The following is an 18,563-nucleotide window of genomic DNA, read 5'->3' on the forward strand; positions in this document are numbered from 1 at the left end:
ATCGTTCGGCAGCTTCTGGGCGCTGCGCGATGTCAGCATCGATTTTGCAGCGGGCGAAGTCCACGCTTTGCTGGGCGAGAACGGCGCGGGCAAGTCGACTCTGATCAAGCTGATTGCCGGCGTGCATCGGCCGAGCGAGGGCGGCATGCTGGGCGAAGCAGACGCGCCGCTCAACCTGACCACGCCGCGCGATGCGCTTCGGGCAGGGATCGGCGTGGTCCACCAGGAACTCGACCTGTTCGACAATCTGACGGTGGCTGAAAACATCGCGCTCGGCATCGAAGACAGCGGCCTCGCGAAGCCCTCGAAGAAAGAGATGGCTGAACGGGCCAGCCGGGCGCTGGGCGAGTTGCGGGTGGCGACGATTTCGCCGGAGGCGAGGGTCGGGCAACTCTCGACGTCGGACAAGCAACTCGTCGCGATCGCGAAAGTGCTGACGTGGAAAGCCCGCATCATCATTTTCGACGAACCCACTTCCGCGCTGAACGCGGTCGAAGCGGCCCGCCTGCTGCAGACCGTCCAGCATCTCAAGGCGACGGGCGTGGCGGTGATCTACGTGTCGCACAAACTCGCCGAGATCTTCTCGATTGCCGACCGCATTTCGGTGATACGCGATGGCCGGCTGGTGGCGAGCGGTGCAGCGGCCAACTTCAGCCACGAGACCGTGGTGGAAGCGATGCTCGGACGCAATCCGGCCGAACTCTTTCCGGTTCGCCCCGCGAAGACTGCGCAGGCAGCGCAGGCCGAGTCGCTGCTGGCAGTGACCGACATCGTCGGCAAACGGCTGCAAGGCGCGTCGCTGACGGTGCGTAAAGGGGAAATTGTCGCGCTGGCCGGCTTGCCGGATGCTGGTCCGTCCGATCTGCTCCAGCATATTTTTGGTTTGCAGCAGCCTAAGAGCGGCGCGATCGATATCAATGGCCGGCGCCTGGGGCGCTTGTCGGCGCGCAGAGCGATCCGGCACGGTGTCGGCTATCTGCCGGCCGACCGTCTGCTCGACGGCATCCTGCCGCTCACCAGCGTGCTCGGCAATGCCGAGGCGACCAACCGGGCGATGCGCTCGACCAGCCTGGCCGTCTGCAAAGCCTCGGCTCTGGAGAACATCAAGCGCCTCGCGGTTCGCGCGTCGTCGTTGCTGAACCCCATCACGTCGCTGTCGGGCGGCAATCAGCAGAAGACGCTGCTGGCTCGCTGGCTCGTGATGAGACCGAAGATCCTGATGCTCGACGATCCGACTCGCGGTGTCGATATCGGTGCAAAGGCGGAGATTTATCGCATTCTGCGGCAGATCGCCGATGCGGGGTCGGCGGTGATTTTCACGTCGTCGGACTCGCTCGAACTGGCGAACCTCGCCGACAGGATCGTGCTGTTCCGAAACGGGCGCGTGGCTCAGGAATACGTGGACCCTGTGTCTCACGCCGAGCTGGATCGCGCGATTGCATTCACCCCTGAAGGAGCCAGAACATGAAACGAAGCGGCATTCTCAACCAGCAGCTTTCCGAAGCGATTGCGTCGATGGGGCACGGCCAGATCATGATGATCGTCGACGCCGGCTTCCCGATTCCGCGCGACGCGTGGCGCATCGATCTCGCGATCGGTCCCAATCTGCCGACACTCGAACAGCTTTACGCGTTGATCGCGCCCGAACTCATCGTCGAGAAGGTGATGTTCGCCGCCGAGGTCGCGGAGCACAACAAGCCGCTGTTCGCGTCGCTCAGAAAGTGGTTCGACGAGCGCGATTTCGCGTCCGTCACTTACGAAGAGACCGTGGGTTCTCTCGCACAGCGCGCGAAGGTGATCGTGCGTTCGGGCGCACTCGATCCGTGGGGCAATATCGCACTGGTCGCGGGCGTCGATTACAAGGCCTACTTCAAGGACCCCGCGATCTCGGTGCCGGACAAGTTCCGTGCGTTGATCGACCGTGCGCCGTTCACGCCGGGAGCCGGCCATGAATAATCCGGCACCGCTTGGCAGGAAGCTTCGCGTGGGGCTGATCGGCGCGGGTTCGTGGGCTGTCGCGAATCATCTGCCGGTGCTCAAGGGGCGGCCGGATGTCGAACTGGCGGCGGTGGTGCGGCCCGGCGAGGCAGAGCTTCGGCAAGTGAAAGAAGCGTTCGGCTTCGAGCATGCTTTCGAAGACTACCGTGCGTTGCTCGATTTGCCGGAACTGGACGCGGTGATTGTCGCGTCGCCGCACCGGATGCATGCGGAACATGCGAAGGCGGCGTTGCGCCGGGGTTGTCATGTGATGGTCGAGAAGCCGATGGCGACGTCGGCACAGGAGGCGAACGAACTGATCGACGTGGCGAAGCAGGCCGACAGGCAGATTCTCGTGCCGTATGGCTGGAATTTTCAGCCGTATTTCCGACGGGCGCATCAACTGGTGAGCGACGGACGCATCGGCACGATCCGGCACGTGGTCGCGCAAATGGCCACACCGATCGAAGACCTGATGTCCGGCGGACAGCTTCAGGGCACCGAAAACGAAATGTTCCGTCCCGAATCGGCCACATGGACGACGAAGGGCAGCGGCGGATACGGCTGGGGTCAACTGGTGCATCTGCTGGGCGGGATGTTCTACGTGACCGGCCTCGCGCCGCGCGAGGTGTTCGCGACGCTCGGGCTGTCCGATATCGGCACCGACCTGTACAACGCGCTCGCGGTGCAGTTCGCGTCGGGCGCGACCGGTTCGATCTCCGGCTCGGCCTCGTTGCCGCCCGGCTCGCCGTTCCAGGTGGATATCCGCCTGTTTGGCACGGAGGGTTGCCTGCTGCTCGACGTGGAGCGTGAGCGTTTATGGCTGCGCCGCGTCGATGGCGACGATGAAGAGATGGACATCGCAGCCGGATCGGGCGCTTACACCTGCGCGGAGCCGGTCAACGCATTCGTCGATCTGTGTCTTGGCAAGCCGGTCGAGAATTGCGGTTCGGGTCTGGTCGGCATGCGCTCGGTGCAGGTCGTCGAGGCCATGTTGAAGTCCGCTGAGTCGAGGCGTCCCGTCTTGTTAGACTAACGGGCAGCACGTAACAAGCTCTCGTTATGAAAACAAAAAATCCCCAGAAAGAAAGCCGCTCCACTGGCACGGTCACGATGCTCGACGTGGCCGAGTACGCCGGTGTGTCGGCGCAAACTGTTTCGCGTGTCGTTTCCAATTCGTCGCTGGTGACCGACAAGACGCGGCGCCGCGTCGAAGAGGCGATTCAGGCGCTGCGCTATATCCCGAACGAGGCGGCGCGCAGTCTCGCCTCTGCTTCGAGCCGGGTGGTGGCCGTCATTATTCCGACGCTGTCGAGCACCGCGTTCGCGGCCGAGGTGAAGAGTGTGATCGATACGCTCGAACCGCATAAGATTTCGGTGATCATCGGCAATACCGAGTACTCGCAGGAACGCGAAGAGGCGATTGTTCAAAGCCTGCTCGAACGCCGCCCGATGGGCGTGATACTCACGGGTCTTCAACATAGCGCGAAGGTCCGTTCGCTGCTGCAGGAAAGCGGCGTGGCAGTGATCGAAACCTGGGACACGGATGGCGAGCCCATCGACATGGCCGTCGGTTTCTCGAACTTCACGGCCGGTTACGACGTGGGCAAACTGTTGTGCGGACGGGGCGCAAAACAGATCGCTTTCGTCGGCGGCGCGAGCGCGCAGGACTCGCGTGCGGAGAGCCGTTATCTCGGTCTGTGCAAAGCCGTGAAAGAAGCGAAACTGCCCGCTGTTCTGCGCGTTGAGTTGCAATTGCCGATGAACGCCAGCGACGGCGTGCGCGGTCTCGATGAAGTGTTGCGCGACGCGCCCATGACCGACGCGATCTTTTTCTCCGCCGACACGATGGCGCTGGCCGCGATCCTCGAATGCAACCGGCGCGGCATCAAGGTGCCTGAGCAGCTTGCCATCTGCGGGTTCGGCGATTACGAACTCGCGGCCATGATCACGCCGTCTCTGACCACGGTCAGAACCAAGCCCGACGAAATGGGCGCGACGGCTGCGCAGATGCTGCTCGCACGCATCAACGAAGTCGAAGATGCCGCCACCAAGATCGTGTTGACGCATCAACTCGTGCGACGCGGTAGCGCCTGACGAACGGTCTGATGAAACGGGAGCCCGGTCAGAAACCGGGCACTTGCATCCCTCTCTGTGCGGCTACGCCACCCGGCGCGTGCCATTCCACGCGATATATGCCTGTTTTCCGTGCATTTCCGCGATCCCGGCGGACTGATCTGTTTAACCAAACTCCGTAAAAACCCCTGGCAACCAGCCTTTGACCCTGAGTGATTGTTTGCGCTAACATGTTATCGCAAACAATCACTCAGGGTCCTGTCTCTCATGCCTCAACAAGCTGCCAAATCAATCCTCTCCGGTTACAAGGTGGTCGACTGTACGATTGCCATGGCCGGTCCGTTCGCTACCCAACGTCTTGGAGACCTCGGCGCAGACGTCATCAAGGTCGAGCCGCTCGACGGCGAGTGGCAACGTCATACGCCGGCGGGCGGCGCGACGGGCAACAGGATCAACGCGTCGTTTCTTTCGCTGAACCGCAACAAGCGCTCGCTGGCCGTCGATCTGAAGAACGACGCGGGGCGCGCCGTATTGTTCGATCTCGTGAAGTCGGCGGATGTATTCGTGCAGAACTATCGTCCCGGCGTGGCGAAGCGACTGGGCGTGGACTACGAATCGCTGTCGAAACTGAACCCGTCGCTCGTCTACGTGTCGATGTCGGGTTATGGCGAAGACGGCCCTTATGCGCACCGTCCGGGGCAGGACCTGCTGCTGCAGGGCATGTCCGGGGCGATGCTGTCGACCGGCCGTGCAGGTGATGCGCCGTCTCCGGCCGGTCAGTATCTGGTCGATGCGGTCGCCGCGTCGACGGCATTCGAAGCGGTGATCGCGGCGCTGTTGCATCGCGAGCGAACCGGCGAGGGCCAACTCGTGACCGTCAATATGTTGGACGCGATCACGACCCTGCAGATGCAGGAACTGTCCGTGTACATGCAAGGCGGGCTGCCGCAGAAGCGCTCGGCCGAGCCGCATGCCCACGTCTACATCCGCGCGCCGTACGGTGCGTTTGCCACTGTCGATGGCTTCGTGATCGTCGCGATGCCTTCGTTGAAGACCTTTGGTGAAGTGATCGGCGAGCCGAGTTTTGTTGGCATGAACGATACGACCGATCCGTGGACGCATCGCGACGAGATCTATGCGCGCACGCGTGAACGGCTGGCCACCCGCACCACCGCCGAGTGGCTCGCGGCCTTCGACGCCAACGGTATCTGGGCCGGCCCCGTGTACGGCTACGAGCAGTTGCTCAACGACCCGCAGATCCAGCACAACGGCACCTTCGTCGAATACGATCATTCGAGCGAAGGGCGCGTGAAGGCGCCGGGCTTTCCGTACAAGTTCTCGAAAACCCCGGCTTCTGTGCGCATCGGTGCGCCTCAGGTGGGCGAACATACGCGCTCGGTGTTGCAGGAACTGGGCTACGACGAGACGGCGATCGACGCGCTGCTGCGCGATCGGGTCATCAACGAGACGGCGGCCTGAATGGCTCGGTCCAGCATCCGCGGTCTGACATGGGACCATCCGCGAGGCTTTGCCGCGCTCGATGCCGCTTCCGCATTGCCCGAGGCGGCGGATCTCAACCTGCAGTGGCAAACGCAATCGCTGGAGGGTTTCGAATCGCACCCTATCGGCGAGTTGTGCGAACAATATGATCTGGTCGTGCTGGATCATCCGCATGTCGGCGAAGCGGTCGAGGCCGGGTGCCTCTGGCCGCTGGAGGAACTGTTTTCTGCGCAGGAGTTGCAGAGCTGGGCCGCGCAATCAGTCGGGGCGAGTTATGAGTCATACGCGTGGCAAGGCAGGCAGTGGGCGTTGCCGCTCGATGCCGCCACTCAGGTGGCCGCGGCACGAGCCAATCTGATCGACGGAGCATTGCCGGCAAGTTGGACCGATGTGGTGGATCTGTCGAGCGACGGCGGCGTATGTTTGTCTATCGCCGGTCCGCACGCCATGCTGAGTTTCTGTTCGATGATGACGGCTTTCGGCAGCCCGCCTGAAGTGGAGCGCAGCGCCGCGCATTTCGTCGATGAAGCGACCGCGCTCGAGGTGCTCGACGTCATGGCGACGCTGGTCGGCCGCATGAATCCGGCGACTCACGCGCTCAATCCGATCCAGATGCTCGAATTCATGAGCCGTAACGACGAAGTGCATTTCTGTCCGCTGATTTATGGCTACGTCAATTACGCGACGCGCACTGACGAGCGCGCGCCGGTGAAGTTCGTCGACGTGCCCGTTGCGAGGCCCGCAGGCCGTCACGGTTCGACGCTCGGCGGCACGGGCATTGCGCTGAGCCGGCGCTCGAAGCCATCGCGCGAATTGCTCGATCATCTGCGGTTCCTGATGTCGGAAAGCACGCAGGTCGACTTCATTCCTGCGCATCACGGTCAGCCGAGTCATCGCGCGGCATGGACGCACGCGGGCGTGAACGATGCCTCCGGTAACTTCTACCGCGATACGCTGGCGACCATCGAACAGGCGTATGTGCGGCCACGCTATTCGGGCTATATCGCGTTCCAGACGCGTGCGTCGTCTGCGATCCGTGCGGCACTGGTGGACGGTACGTCGCATCGTCAACTCATTGCGGCGTTGAATGCGGGTTTTAAACAGCAGTCGGTCAGGTGAAACAACCATTCCCACTTCGCGTTGCGAAGTGATGAAATCGAGCACCCGATAACACGCCGGCCATCAAGAGCCGCGCACGTCCGACCTTTGGGTCAGGAGGAGACTATGACGCAGGGGAATACTTCGCTGCCCGGCAATGCACGGCTCGATGTCGAGCCGCCCGTTGCGGGAAAAGCTCATTCGCAGGTCGTACCGAAGGTCGATGCGCGCAGTTTGCGCAATGCGACCGTGTCGGCGGTGATCGGCACGGCGCTCGAATGGTACGACTTTTACATCTATGCGACCGCTGCTGCGCTGATTTTCAACAAGCTTTTTTTCCCCTCGCTGTCGTCTTCGGCGGGCACACTGGCGGCTTTCGGCACCTACGCGGTCGGGTTTCTCGCGCGGCCCATAGGGGGCGTCGTATTCGGCCGCGCCGGCGATCTTTACGGTCGCAAGAAAGTGCTGGTCATCACGCTGGTGCTGATGGGAACTGCGACGATGGCTATCGGCTTCATGCCGACTTATGCGTCCATCGGCATGGCTGCGCCGATCGGGCTGATCGTATTGCGCATTCTTCAGGGGCTCGCCGCTGGTGCAGAGTACGGCGGTGCGGTCACGCTGGCCGCCGAGTGCGCGCCCGCGAGCAAGCGCGGCTTCTACGCGAGTCTCCCCACGCTTGGTGTATGTCTGGGCACCTTGCTCTCGGCAGGCGTGTTCTTCATCGTCAACAACCTGATGAGTGAGGCCGACTTTCTCGGCTACGGATGGCGCATTCCGTTTCTGCTGAGCGTATTCGCCATTGCCGCCGGTGCCTATATCCGCAGACAGGTCAACGAATCGCCGGTGTTCGAGCAACTCAAGAAAGAGAAGAACGTCACGAAGGAACCGTTGAAGGAGATGTTCCGCGAAGCCGGCCCGCGTTTCTGGATTGCTTTCGCAGCGCGATTCGCGGAGAACATGTCAGGCTACTTCTTCCAGATCTGGACGCTCGCGTACATCACGAAACAACTCGCCGTGTCGCGCAACATAGGTTTGGCAGGCGTGCTGATCGGCGCGAGTCTCGGCATCGTGACGATTCCCTTTTTCGGCTGGCTGTCGGATCGCGTTGGACGTAAGCCGATTTATCTGTTTGGCTCGTTGCTGTTCGGTATCGGCACGTTTCCGTATTTCTGGTTGTTGAACTCGGGCAACAGCCTGCTGATCATCGCGACCATTGCGATTGCAATCGGCTTCTCGAACTACGCGATGCTGTCGGTTCAAGGCGCCTACTTCAACGAACTATTCGGCGCACGTACCCGCTTCACGGCGATTTCTACGGTGCGGGAAGTGTCGGCGGTATTCGCCGGGGGCATTGCGCCGTTTATCTGTACGGCGTTACTGCAAGCGGGCGGCGGTTCCTATATTCCGGTGGCGATCTACGCCATCGCCATGGCGGTGATTACTTCCGTGGGTCTCATTATCGGGCCGGAAACGCGAGGCCGGAATCTCGCGGACTAGTTATCAGGCCGATCATTCTGGAAAAACCATGCATACGACAAGCTTGAACAAGTTCGGGGACCTGAACGAGGGCGACGCGTTCATCACACCGGGTATAACAGTGTCAGAGGCACAGATTCTGGGCTTCGCGGGACTGACGGGCGATTTCATGCCGCATCACACCGACGAGAAATTCGCCACGGATCTCGGTTTTCGCGGGCGGCTCGCGCACGGTCTGCTGGTGCTCGGACTGGTGGACGGTCTGAAGAACCGGTCGTTGATCCAGTTCGACGTGATTGCCGCGCTGAACTGGGACTCGTGGCGTTTTGTCGGCCCGGTGTATGTGGGCGACCGGATCGACGCCGAGATCACCATCGCGGGCAAACGTCTCACGAAGTCGGGCACGCGGGGCATCGTGACGCTCGACATCAAGGTTCGCAACCAGCACGGCGAGATCGTTCAGGAAGGCAAAAACCAGCTGATGCTGGCCGCCTGAGCGTCGGCGAGGCGACCGCCGGACCCGTGTGATTTTCCAATCCAACTTGTAGAGGCAGTGATGGCTTCAGACGACTTCGCTTTTGTCGACGCTCACCACCATCTTTGGGATCTCAGCCAGCTTCACTACGCATGGCTGACCGACAAACCGTTCGAAGGCCATCCTTCGGGCGACTATTCGGCGATCAAGCGCAATTACGTGGTGTCCGATCTCAAGGCCGCCGGTGCACCGGTCAATCTGATCAAGTCAGTCCATATCGAAACCGCCGACGGCGAGGGCGACCCGGTTCGCGAAACCGCGTGGCTGCAAAGCGTGGCCGACAAGGACGGGTTCCCCAATGCGATCATCGCGCGCGGCGAACTGATGGATGCGAACAATGAACAGCAACTGGATCGCCACCTCGAGTACGCGAATTTTCGCGGCGTCCGGATGCTGACGTTTTATGGGCCGGACATTCTGAACGACACCGCCTTTCTGCGCGGTTTCGAAGGCTTGCGCAAACGCGATCTCGTATTCGACATGGACGCGGACATTGCGCACACCGACAAAGTACTCAAGCTTGCCAAGCAATTCCCGGATGTGCGGATCATCCTCGGACATTGCGGCTTCCCGAAACAGCGCAGCGTGGAGTACTTCCACGCGTGGTGCAAAGGAATGAAGGCGATCTCACAGGCGCCGAACATTGCTTGCAAGCTCTCCGGGCTACTCATGGTGGACCACAACTGGTCGATTGGATCGATTACGCCGTGGATCGAAAAATGTATCGAGTTCTTCGGTGTCGAGCGCTGCATGTTCGGCACGAACTGGCCGCTCGACGGCCTGTACGCCGACTACGCCACGCTGGTGAACGCCTATCGCACGATCGTGGCCGACTTCAGCGCCGACGAAAAGAAAGCGTTGTTCCAGCGCTCGGCGGAAACCTGGTACCGCATTTGATTCCGACCGGCGATGCACCCATGGACATTCTGATTGCAGAGAAGGTCGAAAAACGCTTCGGGCCCGTCAGGGCGCTGACGAATGCGCGCCTACGCCTGCGGGCTCGTGAAATTCACTCGCTGGTTGGCGTGAACGGGGCGGGCAAGTCGACTCTGTCGAAAATCATCAGCGGACATTATCAGAAGACGAACGGCGAGTTCGTCTACGAAGGCAAGGCGACCGAATTCACCTCGCCCCGGCATGCAATGGAAAGCGGCGTGTCCATCGTGCTGCAGGAAACCAGTATTGCGCCCGATCTGAGCGTGCTCGAAAACCTGGTGTTGCCGCGCTTTGCATCGCCGGCGCGCATCAACTGGCGGTCGTTGCGCGCGGACGCCGCCAAAGCATTAGCGGCGCTGGAGGTCACGCATCTGGCGCTCGACGAGCGTGCGGGTTCGTTGTCGATGGCCAATCGCCAGATGGTGGAGATCGCTCGCGCGACGCTGCAGCGCTCGAAAATCTTTATCTTCGATGAACCGACCGCGTCGCTGTCGCCCGGAGAAGTACAGCATCTTTTCCGCATCATGCGAAAGCTGCGCGATGACGGCAGCGCGTTGATGTTCGTCTCGCACCGTCTCGAAGAACTGTTCGAGATATCGGATTGCTTCACCATCATGCGTGAAGGGTCGACCGTGGAGAGCGATCTGCCGGTGCATCAGACCAACCCGAACGATCTGGTTGAGCGGATGGTCGGACGGCGCGTTTCGTCTTTGTATGCGAAGCCGCGTGTTCGCGCGGAGGGCACCGCGATCACTACGCGTGATCACGGAACAGCGTTGCTCGAAGCGCAGAACCTCTCGGCGGAAGCCGGTGTGAAAGATGTTTCGTTCACGTTGGAGCGGGGCAAGATTCTCGGGCTCGGTGGACTGGTCGGCGCGGGCCGAACCGAGACTTTGGAAACACTATTTGGATTGAGAAAGATCAGGGGCGGGGAAATCCGTGTCGATGGTACGAAGTTCGTACCGCGTCACCCGAGGGATGCTGTAGCAAAGGGCATGGCGTTGCTGACCGAAGATCGACGCAGCCAGGGCCTCGTGCCCGACCTCTCGTTACAGGAGAATCTCACGCTGCCGATGCTGGGCCAGGCGGGTGGGAGAACGTGGCGATCGGCTGCGGCCAGCGCAGTGAAGCGGTTTATCCAGGATTTCGACATGCCCGCGCATGTGGTCAGGACCGCCGTGACCAGTTTGAGCGGCGGACAACAGCAGAAGATGTTGCTGGCCCGATGGCTTCTGACCCAGCCGAAGATTCTACTGCTGGACGAGCCGACCCGAGGCATCGACATCGGCACGCGCAGCCATATCTATTCGGTGATCAGGCAGTGCGCCGAAGCAGGCATGGGCATCGTCATCGTGTCGTCGGACTTCGAGGAATTGCTCGGCATGTCGGACGAAGTACTCGTTCTCAGCGATGGACGTTCGATCGCCAGTGCCGGCAGCGATGTATTCGATCCTCAGACACTCACGATGTTCGCCGCGCCGCGTTCATCTTCCGGCGCGTTGCGCAAGGTGATTGCCGATCTGCCTGGTCAACTGGGCTGCACGACCTACTGGATCGACGTGGTGGCGGGCCGCGTGTTCTGCTTCGATCTCTCGGAGCGCAGCGATCTTCCCGTCGGGATATCACGGAACGCGTTTCCGCACATCGGGGAGACGGCCATTCCCTGTGCGCTGACCGGCTTGCGCAGCGCGGAGTTCAGAAACGACGAAGCGCGCCGGTCGATCCTGTTCGAACTGGCCAACGAATCCGGCCATTCGTTCGGCTGGCTCGGCATGACGTTTCCGGTCGACAGCACGCATTCGGAAGCCATGCTGGAACAACACCTGATGTCGGCGATGCAGGCCGCGGATATCCATCATCTGAAATTGAGCAAGGGACGTCGACATGCGTGACGCAAAGACAGCCACTGCGGCACTCGACCAGGGTTCCGCGAAGGTCTCATCGACGCGAGCGCCGCTACGTCTGCCGTCCGACGTGCGGATTATCGGCGTGGCGCTGGTCATTTTCATCGTCATGTCGGTCGCCAGCCCGCGCTTTCTGACCTCGGGCAACATCTATAACCTGCTCGATCAGTCGGTCGTGGTGGGGATCGTCGCAATCGGGCAAACCTTTGTGATCCTCGTTGCCGGCATCGATCTTTCGGTGGGCGCGGTGACAGGCGTAGCCGGGATCATCTTCGGGATTCTAGCCACCCGCGCCGGACTTCCGTTATATCTCGGCGTGCCGGTCGCGATTGGCGCAGGCGCGTGCCTGGGTTTGCTCAATGGTTTTCTGGTGAACTTCGGCCGGATTGCGCCCTTCATCGTGACGCTTGGCACGATGTCGATCTGCCGGTCGGTCGCCTATCTGATCAGCAATGGCAACTCGATCTCAGGCTTGCCCGATGCGCTCTCCGAATTGAGCGTCGCGGAAGTCTTCGGCATACCGGTCAATTTTCTGTTCCTGCTGACGCTGTTTGCGATTGCGTGGTGGTATCTCCAGCGCACTAAAGGCGGCCGCACGATCTACGCGATCGGATCGAATCGCGACGCGGCCGTGGCCGCCGGTCTGCGGACCACTCGCTACGCCAACCTCGCTTACGCGGTGTCCGGTGCATCGGCAGGGCTCGCGTCGGTGTTTCTCAGTTCGCGGCTCATGTCGATCGATCCGCTCGCGGGAAATGGCCTCGAACTCGACGCGATTGCCGCCGTGGTGATCGGCGGTGCGAGTCTGTTTGGCGGACGCGGCTCGATGCTGGGGAGTCTGTTCGGCGTTTTCATCATGGTTCTGATCCGTAACGGTCTGAACCTCCTGGGCGTCGGCCCGTACTGGCAAGGGACGGCGATCGGAACCATCATTCTCGTTGCAGTACTGATCGAGCGGCTGACGAGCGGTACCAAACGTTAAGCATCACCACGTGAACAAAAAGATCTGGAGGAGCGCATGAACACGAAACTGAAAACCGTCAGGCATCTGCTGCAAGGAATTGCCTTTGGCGCAATGATCGCCTGTATTCCCGCGCAAAACGCGAGCGCCCAGGCGGCGGGTAAGCAATACGTCTATATCGCGCCGGCGCTCGATCTGCCGTTCTGGCATGTCGTCGGCGATGGCGTTGCGGCGGGCGTGAAGGCGCACGGTGGCACCGTCAATTACATGGACTCGCACAACGACGCCGCGACGCAACTGAAGAACGCTCAGGACGCGATTGCGCAGGGCGTGGCGGGCATCGTGCTGTCGCCGACCGACTCGAGCACCGCGCCGAGCGTGCTGGCGCTCGCAAAGCAGCATGGCATTCCGGTCAGCATCGCCGGCATCGGCACGACCTCGGGCGACTACCGGACCTACGTAGGCTCCGAAGACGAGAAGGGCGCCTACGCAGTCGGCAAGGAACTCGCGCGCGTGATGGTGCAACGTGGCTGGCAAAAGGGCGGCTATGGCATCGTCACCATTTCGCTCGGACGGGAAAACGGCAAGCTGCGCACCGCTGGCTTTCGCCGCGCGATGAGCGAGGCGGGCATTCACGAGATGGCGCTGAATCAGATGCAGAAGTACACGCCTGACGAGACGTTCAGCTTTGTGCAGGACATGATGACCGCCCATCCGGATATGCATGCGGTTTTCGTCGAGACCGACACCCCCACACTCGGGGCTGCGCGCGCGATCCGTATTGGTCATCGCGACAAGGATGTTGCGCTCGTCGCATTCGACGGCATTCCCGAATTTATCGACATGCTGAAGAAAGGCCAACTGCTGGCCTCCGGCATGCAGCAGCCGTTCCTGATGGGACAGGAGGCGGCGAATGCGTTATACGACTCGTCGCTGAGTCAGAAGAACCTGTCGATCCCGGTTCTTCTCGTCACACCCGCGAATGTCGACAGTCAGATGAGCGTGATCAACAAGACCGTCATGCCCAGAAACGGAAACTGATCGTCTGATTTTCAGATTCGGGCGCGTTCGCAGCGCTCCGACACCTGTTTTGGAGAGTCGAGTAATGGATATCGCAACTGCGCGGTCTTATCTTCCTGCAGACCTGGAGAGCGCGCTGCTGGTCGGGCGTGTGTGGCGTAAAACGACTTCGTTCGAGGGGCCGTGCGTCGTCGTGGTGCGCAACGGGAAGATGATCGATATCACGGGCATTGCACCTACTACGGCGGATCTTTTTGATCGCGCCGATCTGTTGCATGTCGCGCGTGCAGGTGAGGGCGAGGACGTTGGCGATGTAGTGGAAATCATGGCGCAGCAGTTTTCGCCGCAGACGCCTCAGGTGAAACTACTCGCACCGTGCGATGTTCAGGCCATCAAGGCGTGCGGTGTCACCTTTGCGGTCAGCCTGATCGAACGGGTGATCGAGGAGCAGGCAGGCGGCGATGCGAGCCGTGCAAACGAAGTACGCGCGACGATCCAGCAGACCATCGGCTCGGACCTTTCGCAGATCGTGCCCGGCTCCGACGCTGCAATGCGTCTGAAAGCCGAACTGACTGAACGCGGTCTCTGGTCGCAATATCTGGAGGTCGGCATTGGCCCCGATGCCGAAGTGTTTACCAAGGCGCAGCCCATGTCCCCCGTTGCATCGGGCGACGAAGTGGGTTTGCTGCCCGCGTCCAGCTGGAATAATCCGGAGCCCGAAGTGGTTCTCGCGGTGAATGCGCGTGGCGAAACGGTGGGCGCAACGCTCGGCAACGACGTGAATCTGCGCGACATCGAGGGCCGCTCTGCGCTGCTGCTCGGTAAATGCAAGGATAACAATGCGTCATGCGCGATCGGCCCGTTCGTTCGACTGTTCGACGAGAGCTTCACAATCGACACGGTGCGCTCGGCGTCGGTGAGTCTGCATATCGAAGGGACAGACGGCTTCGAACTGCAAGGTGTCAGCCATATGAAGGCGATCAGCCGCGACCCACTCGATCTCGTCAGCCAGACGTACGGCGCGCATCATCAGTACCCGGATGGGTTCATGCTGTTTCTCGGCACGATGTTCTCCCCGGTTAAAGACCGGCATGGCGCGGGTGCCGGGTTCACTCACGAACTCGGCGATACGGTGACCATCTCGACCGGTACGTTAGGCGCGTTGGTCAATCGCGTCGGGTTGTGCACGGAAGTGCCGCCCTGGGTGTTCGGCACGCGCGCGTTGTTCAGGAATCTTGCGGCGCGCGGGAAGCACGTATAACCGTCTCGTTGCAGAGGATGAGCGGAGTGGCTTGCGATCCGGCTGTGCGCGAGCCTCGCGTATGTCGCTGAGCATGCGGATTTGCCGGATCGCGGATCTGAGTCACCCGTGCCTCACGGGCTGGCCAGTCAGATCAAAGCGACACGATCTGACGTAACAGTTCCAACGCCTTCATTTCGTCCAGCCGGCCGGTTCGTGCTTTGCCTGCGAGGGTCTTGATCAGCGCCTCTGCGATAGGCTCGATGCCGACGAGATCGTAGAGGCTCGTGACAGTAGCAGAGCGACTGGGCTCCGCGACGGCCGCGGTAAAGGGAACCGGCGCAGGCTGCAGGTGAGAAACGGGCAGCGAGGCATCGTTGTCGGCAGCTTGCTTGACCGCAGGAGTGGGCGCAGACGTCGATGCTGTATCCAGTGCCTCTACTGCGTCCTTCGTCACAACGGCGCTGGTGCTTTGCTCTACCGCGGACGGTTGAACATGTCGACTGCTCGCGGCTTTCACTTTCTTACTCGCGGACTTTCTTGCCACTGCTGTTTCCGGCGTGGTCGCGACTGATCGCGGCTGCTGATCGGGTGCCGGTCGACCCGATTGCGGATCGAGCAATGCCGACACCGATTCGGGAATGTCCGTTACCTCGCGCGGGATATCCAGCCAGGCTGACGGCAGTCCGAGGCGTTCTGTGAAACGGTGCGCTTCGGCGTCGTCCATACGCTTCTGGCCGTACAGACGGTTGTCGAGATTGGAGGCGCTGATATCCACTACCGCAGCCAGGCGCACCTTCGATCCCTTACGCGATGTAAGTACGTGCAGGTTGGCGCGACGGATGTTCTGCACGGCCGCCTCGTCGTTCAACGGCAGGGATTGTTGGGCCCCGCGTTTGATGGGTGCTTTGGCTTTCGCTGATGCTGCTTTCGCGGAAGGCGCAGCGGCTGACTTTGCCTGTGCAGGACTGTTCCTCACGACGGACTTTGGCGAGCCGCTGTCAATTTTCTTTGGCATTTCTGATTCCCGGTGCAAACGGTCATTGGACGTATGGGTGTTCGTCAGCGTTGACGGTCTCTGCTCGTCCGTCAATTCGGGTTCGATGTTGGCGTGGATAAAGTCAAGCGGCGCCTTCAGACGAGTGATTGTCGCGGACGGGAGGGCCGGGTTGGGCTGATCGAAAAACCCTTCGGGCAGTCCGAGCGTCGTTTCAATGTGGAAGGCCGTCTCAGGTGTGAATCTCTCGCCGTTGATCAATTCCGCCACGCGCGAGAGGTTGGAATCGAGTCCTAATGCGATGTTCTCGGCGCCTACTGCATCAACCAGCCATTTGAATGAACGTGTTTTGAAAATGGATGCGGTCTGGCCCGCATCTCGTGCGGGTGGCGATTTTGCGTACGGCTTGTTCTGTCGATGGGATGTCTGTTTTGGGGCCGGCCGCGATTGGTGCAGGCCCTTGTCCCGAGATCCCGGATATCGCCCGCGTGGCTGGCTCATAAATTGGGGTTCTCCGCTGGTGAATTCACTATCAATGCGGGGATTATAAGCGAGGGGGTAGGGAGGCAACGGTCTGAAGGATTGATGGTCGTGAACGGCTTCTGAGTGACGTTCGGACGGCGGACTCTGCTGAAGTTCAGGTGAAGACGGATGGGCGGAGAGGCCTCTGATCAGCCAGGGGCTGCAGCTCGATAAAACAATGTAAGCGGTCGTTCGAGAGTGCTAAACGGAATAGGAGAAATTCAGGTGGCAATCAAGGTGATCGCCGCGAGTCGAGCCGGCGCGGGAGGTGACCCTTGCTCGCCAGACAAGGCCCCAATGAAAGGACGGTCGAGGTCGTTGCTTCGAATGTCTGCGAGACCCTTCCAGCCCCCTAGCGTCGCCGTAAAACCCGTAAAATGGATTGCTGATGTGCCCGCCTGCCAGCCAATGCCCACGGGCCGCGCGATGTGCGCGCGCAGCGTTTGCGAGACCCCGAATCCCTGACCAGAGTTAGGAGTTTGTGTGCGCCACTCTTTTTGTTCTGTTCTTACCGTTCTTGTCGCCGCAGCGACGCAGGTTGTTACTCCGGTTGCATCGCTTGCCTGCACGAGGGTTGTCTATCTTGGTGCCGACAACGACGTCATCACCGCCCGATCGATGGACTGGAAGCTCGACATTTCCACCAACCTTTACATCCTCCCCCGTGGTATCGCTCGCAACGGAGAGGCCGGTCCGAACTCCCTGAAATGGACCGCAAAATATGGAAGCGTCGTCGCCACCGGCTACGACGTCTCTACCACCGACGGCGTGAATGAAAAGGGTCTTGCAGCCGAACTGCTGTGGCTCGTCGAATCGCAATACCCGGCGTTCAACAAGGACTCCCGACCCGGACTCACCATCGCGGCGTGGGCGCAGTACGTGCTCGACAACTTCGCGACCGTTTCGGAAGCGGTAGCCGCGCTGGAGAAGGAGCCGTTCACCATCGTCACGGACAACGTCCCCGGTGAAGAACGCCTCGCCACGCTGCATCTGTCGATGTCGGATGCGACGGGCGACAGCGCAATTGTCGAGTACGTGGGGGGCAGGCAGGTCATTCACCACGGGCGGCAGTATCAGGTTATGACTAACTCGCCGACCTTCGACGAGCAACTCGCACTCAACGCGTACTGGAAACAGATTGGCGGCACCGTATGGTTGCCCGGCACGAATCGATCGGCCGACCGCTTCGCGCGTGCGTCGTTCTATATCAGCGCAATTCCGAAGAGCGAAGACCCCGTTGTTGCACTTGCCAGTGTTTTCAGCGTAATCCGCAACGTGTCCGTGCCGTACGGCATTACCACGCCGGACGAGCCTAACATTTCGTCTACCCGTTGGCGTACCGTTGTTGATCATAAGCGCATGCTCTACTTCTTCGAATCGGCGCTGACGCCCAACACATTCTGGGTGGACCTCAAGAAGGTCGACTTCGCTCCCGGCGCGCCGGTCAAACGTCTCGACCTCGGTAAGGATCAGAGAAACACTTTCAACGGTGAAGTCTCCAGATATTTTCAACCTGCGCCTCCGTTTCCTTTCCTTGGTCTTGGTGGTAAGCCTGGTTGATGTATGGCGGGATGTCCGTGCTGCGCCGCGGAGGGTCGTCGGCGCGGTCAGCCGATCATTTCGCGGAAGCCGTTTGGCCCCAGCCTCGAAGCCCCAAGATGACATAACATCGACACCCTTCAGAACGTTGCAAAGAGTGAGAGCGACAATGCGCCTGCAGAACCAGCCAGCCTACATCATCAGAATGCGCGCCAAGCCCGGAAGCGGGGATAAGCTGTTCGAACTTGCTACCGCCGGCATGGCGAAGTCAGGTGCATCCAATCGTTTTATCATTCTGCGTGAGGATGACGACCCTGATGTGCTTTGGAACATCGAGGTATTCACATCTGAAGAGGCAAAGGATCACTATGAGAATAGCCCGCTAGCTGACGAACTCCGGGACGAGATTCTGGAACTTCTGGCTGAGCCGCCGATGCGTATCGCGGCCCACCCTTATTCGGCTGCACCGGAATGAAACGCCGTTGCGTGTGACCAAATGGCGGCGATCCTGACGGACTTGGCCCGATAACCCTAACTTTGCCGACGCCCTGATCGTCGGCGCCGTTGCCTGGATCGCATCGCATTCTGCCGCTGTACCGACAGTTCATCACGTTCGAGCGCGTTCCGGGATCAGTTCAACTTTGCGAGTGTCCGACAAGATTTGAACGTCTGGTTTTTTGCTGTCAGTGGCCGTTAGATTTGGGTCATCTGAGCCGTGCGTAAGTTGATGGGGGGCGGAATGACGAACCAGTCAGCATGGGACCGTGTGCGGCCACTAA

At 60.7% G+C, this 18,563-nt stretch carries 16 protein-coding genes; 15 read left to right on the forward strand and 1 reads right to left on the reverse strand.

Features of this window, described 5'->3' with window-relative positions:
• The 13 genes from BLS41_RS29430 to BLS41_RS29490 form a co-directional block, all read left to right on the forward strand.
• Positions 1-1,468: sugar ABC transporter ATP-binding protein (locus BLS41_RS29430; protein WP_074771253.1), on the forward strand; the 1,468-nt coding region annotated here is incomplete at its 5' end.
• On the forward strand, positions 1,465-1,956 hold the full coding sequence (gene rbsD, locus BLS41_RS29435; protein WP_074771254.1) for a D-ribose pyranase: 492 nt from the start codon (positions 1,465-1,467) through the stop codon (positions 1,954-1,956). The genes BLS41_RS29430 and rbsD, both read left to right, overlap by 4 nt.
• Positions 1,949-3,013, forward strand: coding sequence for a Gfo/Idh/MocA family protein (locus BLS41_RS29440; protein ID WP_074771255.1), 1,065 nt, complete (start codon positions 1,949-1,951; stop codon positions 3,011-3,013). Before rbsD ends, BLS41_RS29440 begins: the two co-directional genes overlap by 8 nt.
• A 26-nt stretch (positions 3,014-3,039) precedes the next feature.
• A complete protein-coding gene (locus BLS41_RS29445; RefSeq protein ID WP_074771256.1) occupies positions 3,040-4,074 on the forward strand; it encodes a LacI family DNA-binding transcriptional regulator in 1,035 nt (344 codons plus the stop codon).
• Between the two features lie 246 nt (positions 4,075-4,320).
• Entirely contained in the window at positions 4,321-5,532 is a 1,212-nt protein-coding gene (locus BLS41_RS29450; protein ID WP_074771257.1) for a CaiB/BaiF CoA transferase family protein, read from the forward strand.
• The gene (locus BLS41_RS29455) at positions 5,533-6,672 is read left to right on the forward strand and encodes a hypothetical protein (protein WP_074771258.1); all 1,140 of its coding nucleotides are present in this window, start codon (positions 5,533-5,535) and stop codon (positions 6,670-6,672) included.
• A 105-nt stretch (positions 6,673-6,777) separates the two neighbouring features.
• A complete protein-coding gene (locus tag BLS41_RS29460) occupies positions 6,778-8,151 on the forward strand; it encodes an MFS transporter (protein WP_074771259.1) in 1,374 nt (457 codons plus the stop codon).
• Positions 8,152-8,179: 28 nt separating this feature from the next.
• The gene (locus BLS41_RS29465; RefSeq protein WP_074771260.1) at positions 8,180-8,626 is read left to right on the forward strand and encodes a MaoC family dehydratase; all 447 of its coding nucleotides are present in this window, start codon (positions 8,180-8,182) and stop codon (positions 8,624-8,626) included.
• Positions 8,627-8,686: 60 nt separating this feature from the next.
• Complete coding sequence (locus tag BLS41_RS29470) at positions 8,687-9,562, forward strand: amidohydrolase family protein (RefSeq protein ID WP_074771261.1); 876 nt, start codon at positions 8,687-8,689, stop codon at positions 9,560-9,562.
• 20 nt (positions 9,563-9,582) lie between these two features.
• On the forward strand, positions 9,583-11,493 hold the full coding sequence (locus BLS41_RS29475; protein WP_074771262.1) for a sugar ABC transporter ATP-binding protein: 1,911 nt from the start codon (positions 9,583-9,585) through the stop codon (positions 11,491-11,493).
• The gene (locus tag BLS41_RS29480; protein WP_074771263.1) at positions 11,486-12,487 is read left to right on the forward strand and encodes an ABC transporter permease; all 1,002 of its coding nucleotides are present in this window, start codon (positions 11,486-11,488) and stop codon (positions 12,485-12,487) included. Before BLS41_RS29475 ends, BLS41_RS29480 begins: the two co-directional genes overlap by 8 nt.
• Before the next feature lie 36 nt (positions 12,488-12,523).
• Positions 12,524-13,507: a substrate-binding domain-containing protein gene (locus tag BLS41_RS29485; RefSeq protein ID WP_083380148.1), complete on the forward strand. Its 984-nt coding sequence runs from the start codon at positions 12,524-12,526 to the stop codon at positions 13,505-13,507.
• A gap of 64 nt (positions 13,508-13,571) precedes the next feature.
• On the forward strand, positions 13,572-14,747 hold the full coding sequence (locus BLS41_RS29490; protein ID WP_074771264.1) for a fumarylacetoacetate hydrolase family protein: 1,176 nt from the start codon (positions 13,572-13,574) through the stop codon (positions 14,745-14,747).
• Positions 14,748-14,880: 133 nt separating this feature from the next.
• Here the strand turns inward: BLS41_RS29490 and BLS41_RS29495 are convergent, their stop codons facing one another.
• Entirely contained in the window at positions 14,881-16,224 is a 1,344-nt protein-coding gene (locus BLS41_RS29495; protein ID WP_074771265.1) for a hypothetical protein, read from the reverse strand.
• A 504-nt stretch (positions 16,225-16,728) separates the two neighbouring features.
• Between BLS41_RS29495 and BLS41_RS29500 the strand changes: the two genes are divergently transcribed.
• A complete protein-coding gene (locus BLS41_RS29500) occupies positions 16,729-17,805 on the forward strand; it encodes a linear amide C-N hydrolase (RefSeq protein WP_074771266.1) in 1,077 nt (358 codons plus the stop codon).
• Positions 17,806-17,953: 148 nt separating this feature from the next.
• The gene (locus BLS41_RS29505; protein WP_074771267.1) at positions 17,954-18,259 is read left to right on the forward strand and encodes a putative quinol monooxygenase; all 306 of its coding nucleotides are present in this window, start codon (positions 17,954-17,956) and stop codon (positions 18,257-18,259) included.
• Positions 18,260-18,563: the final 304 nt, after the last annotated feature.

Source organism: Paraburkholderia fungorum, assembly GCF_900099835.1.
Taxonomy (GTDB): Bacteria; Pseudomonadota; Gammaproteobacteria; order Burkholderiales; family Burkholderiaceae; genus Paraburkholderia; species Paraburkholderia fungorum_A.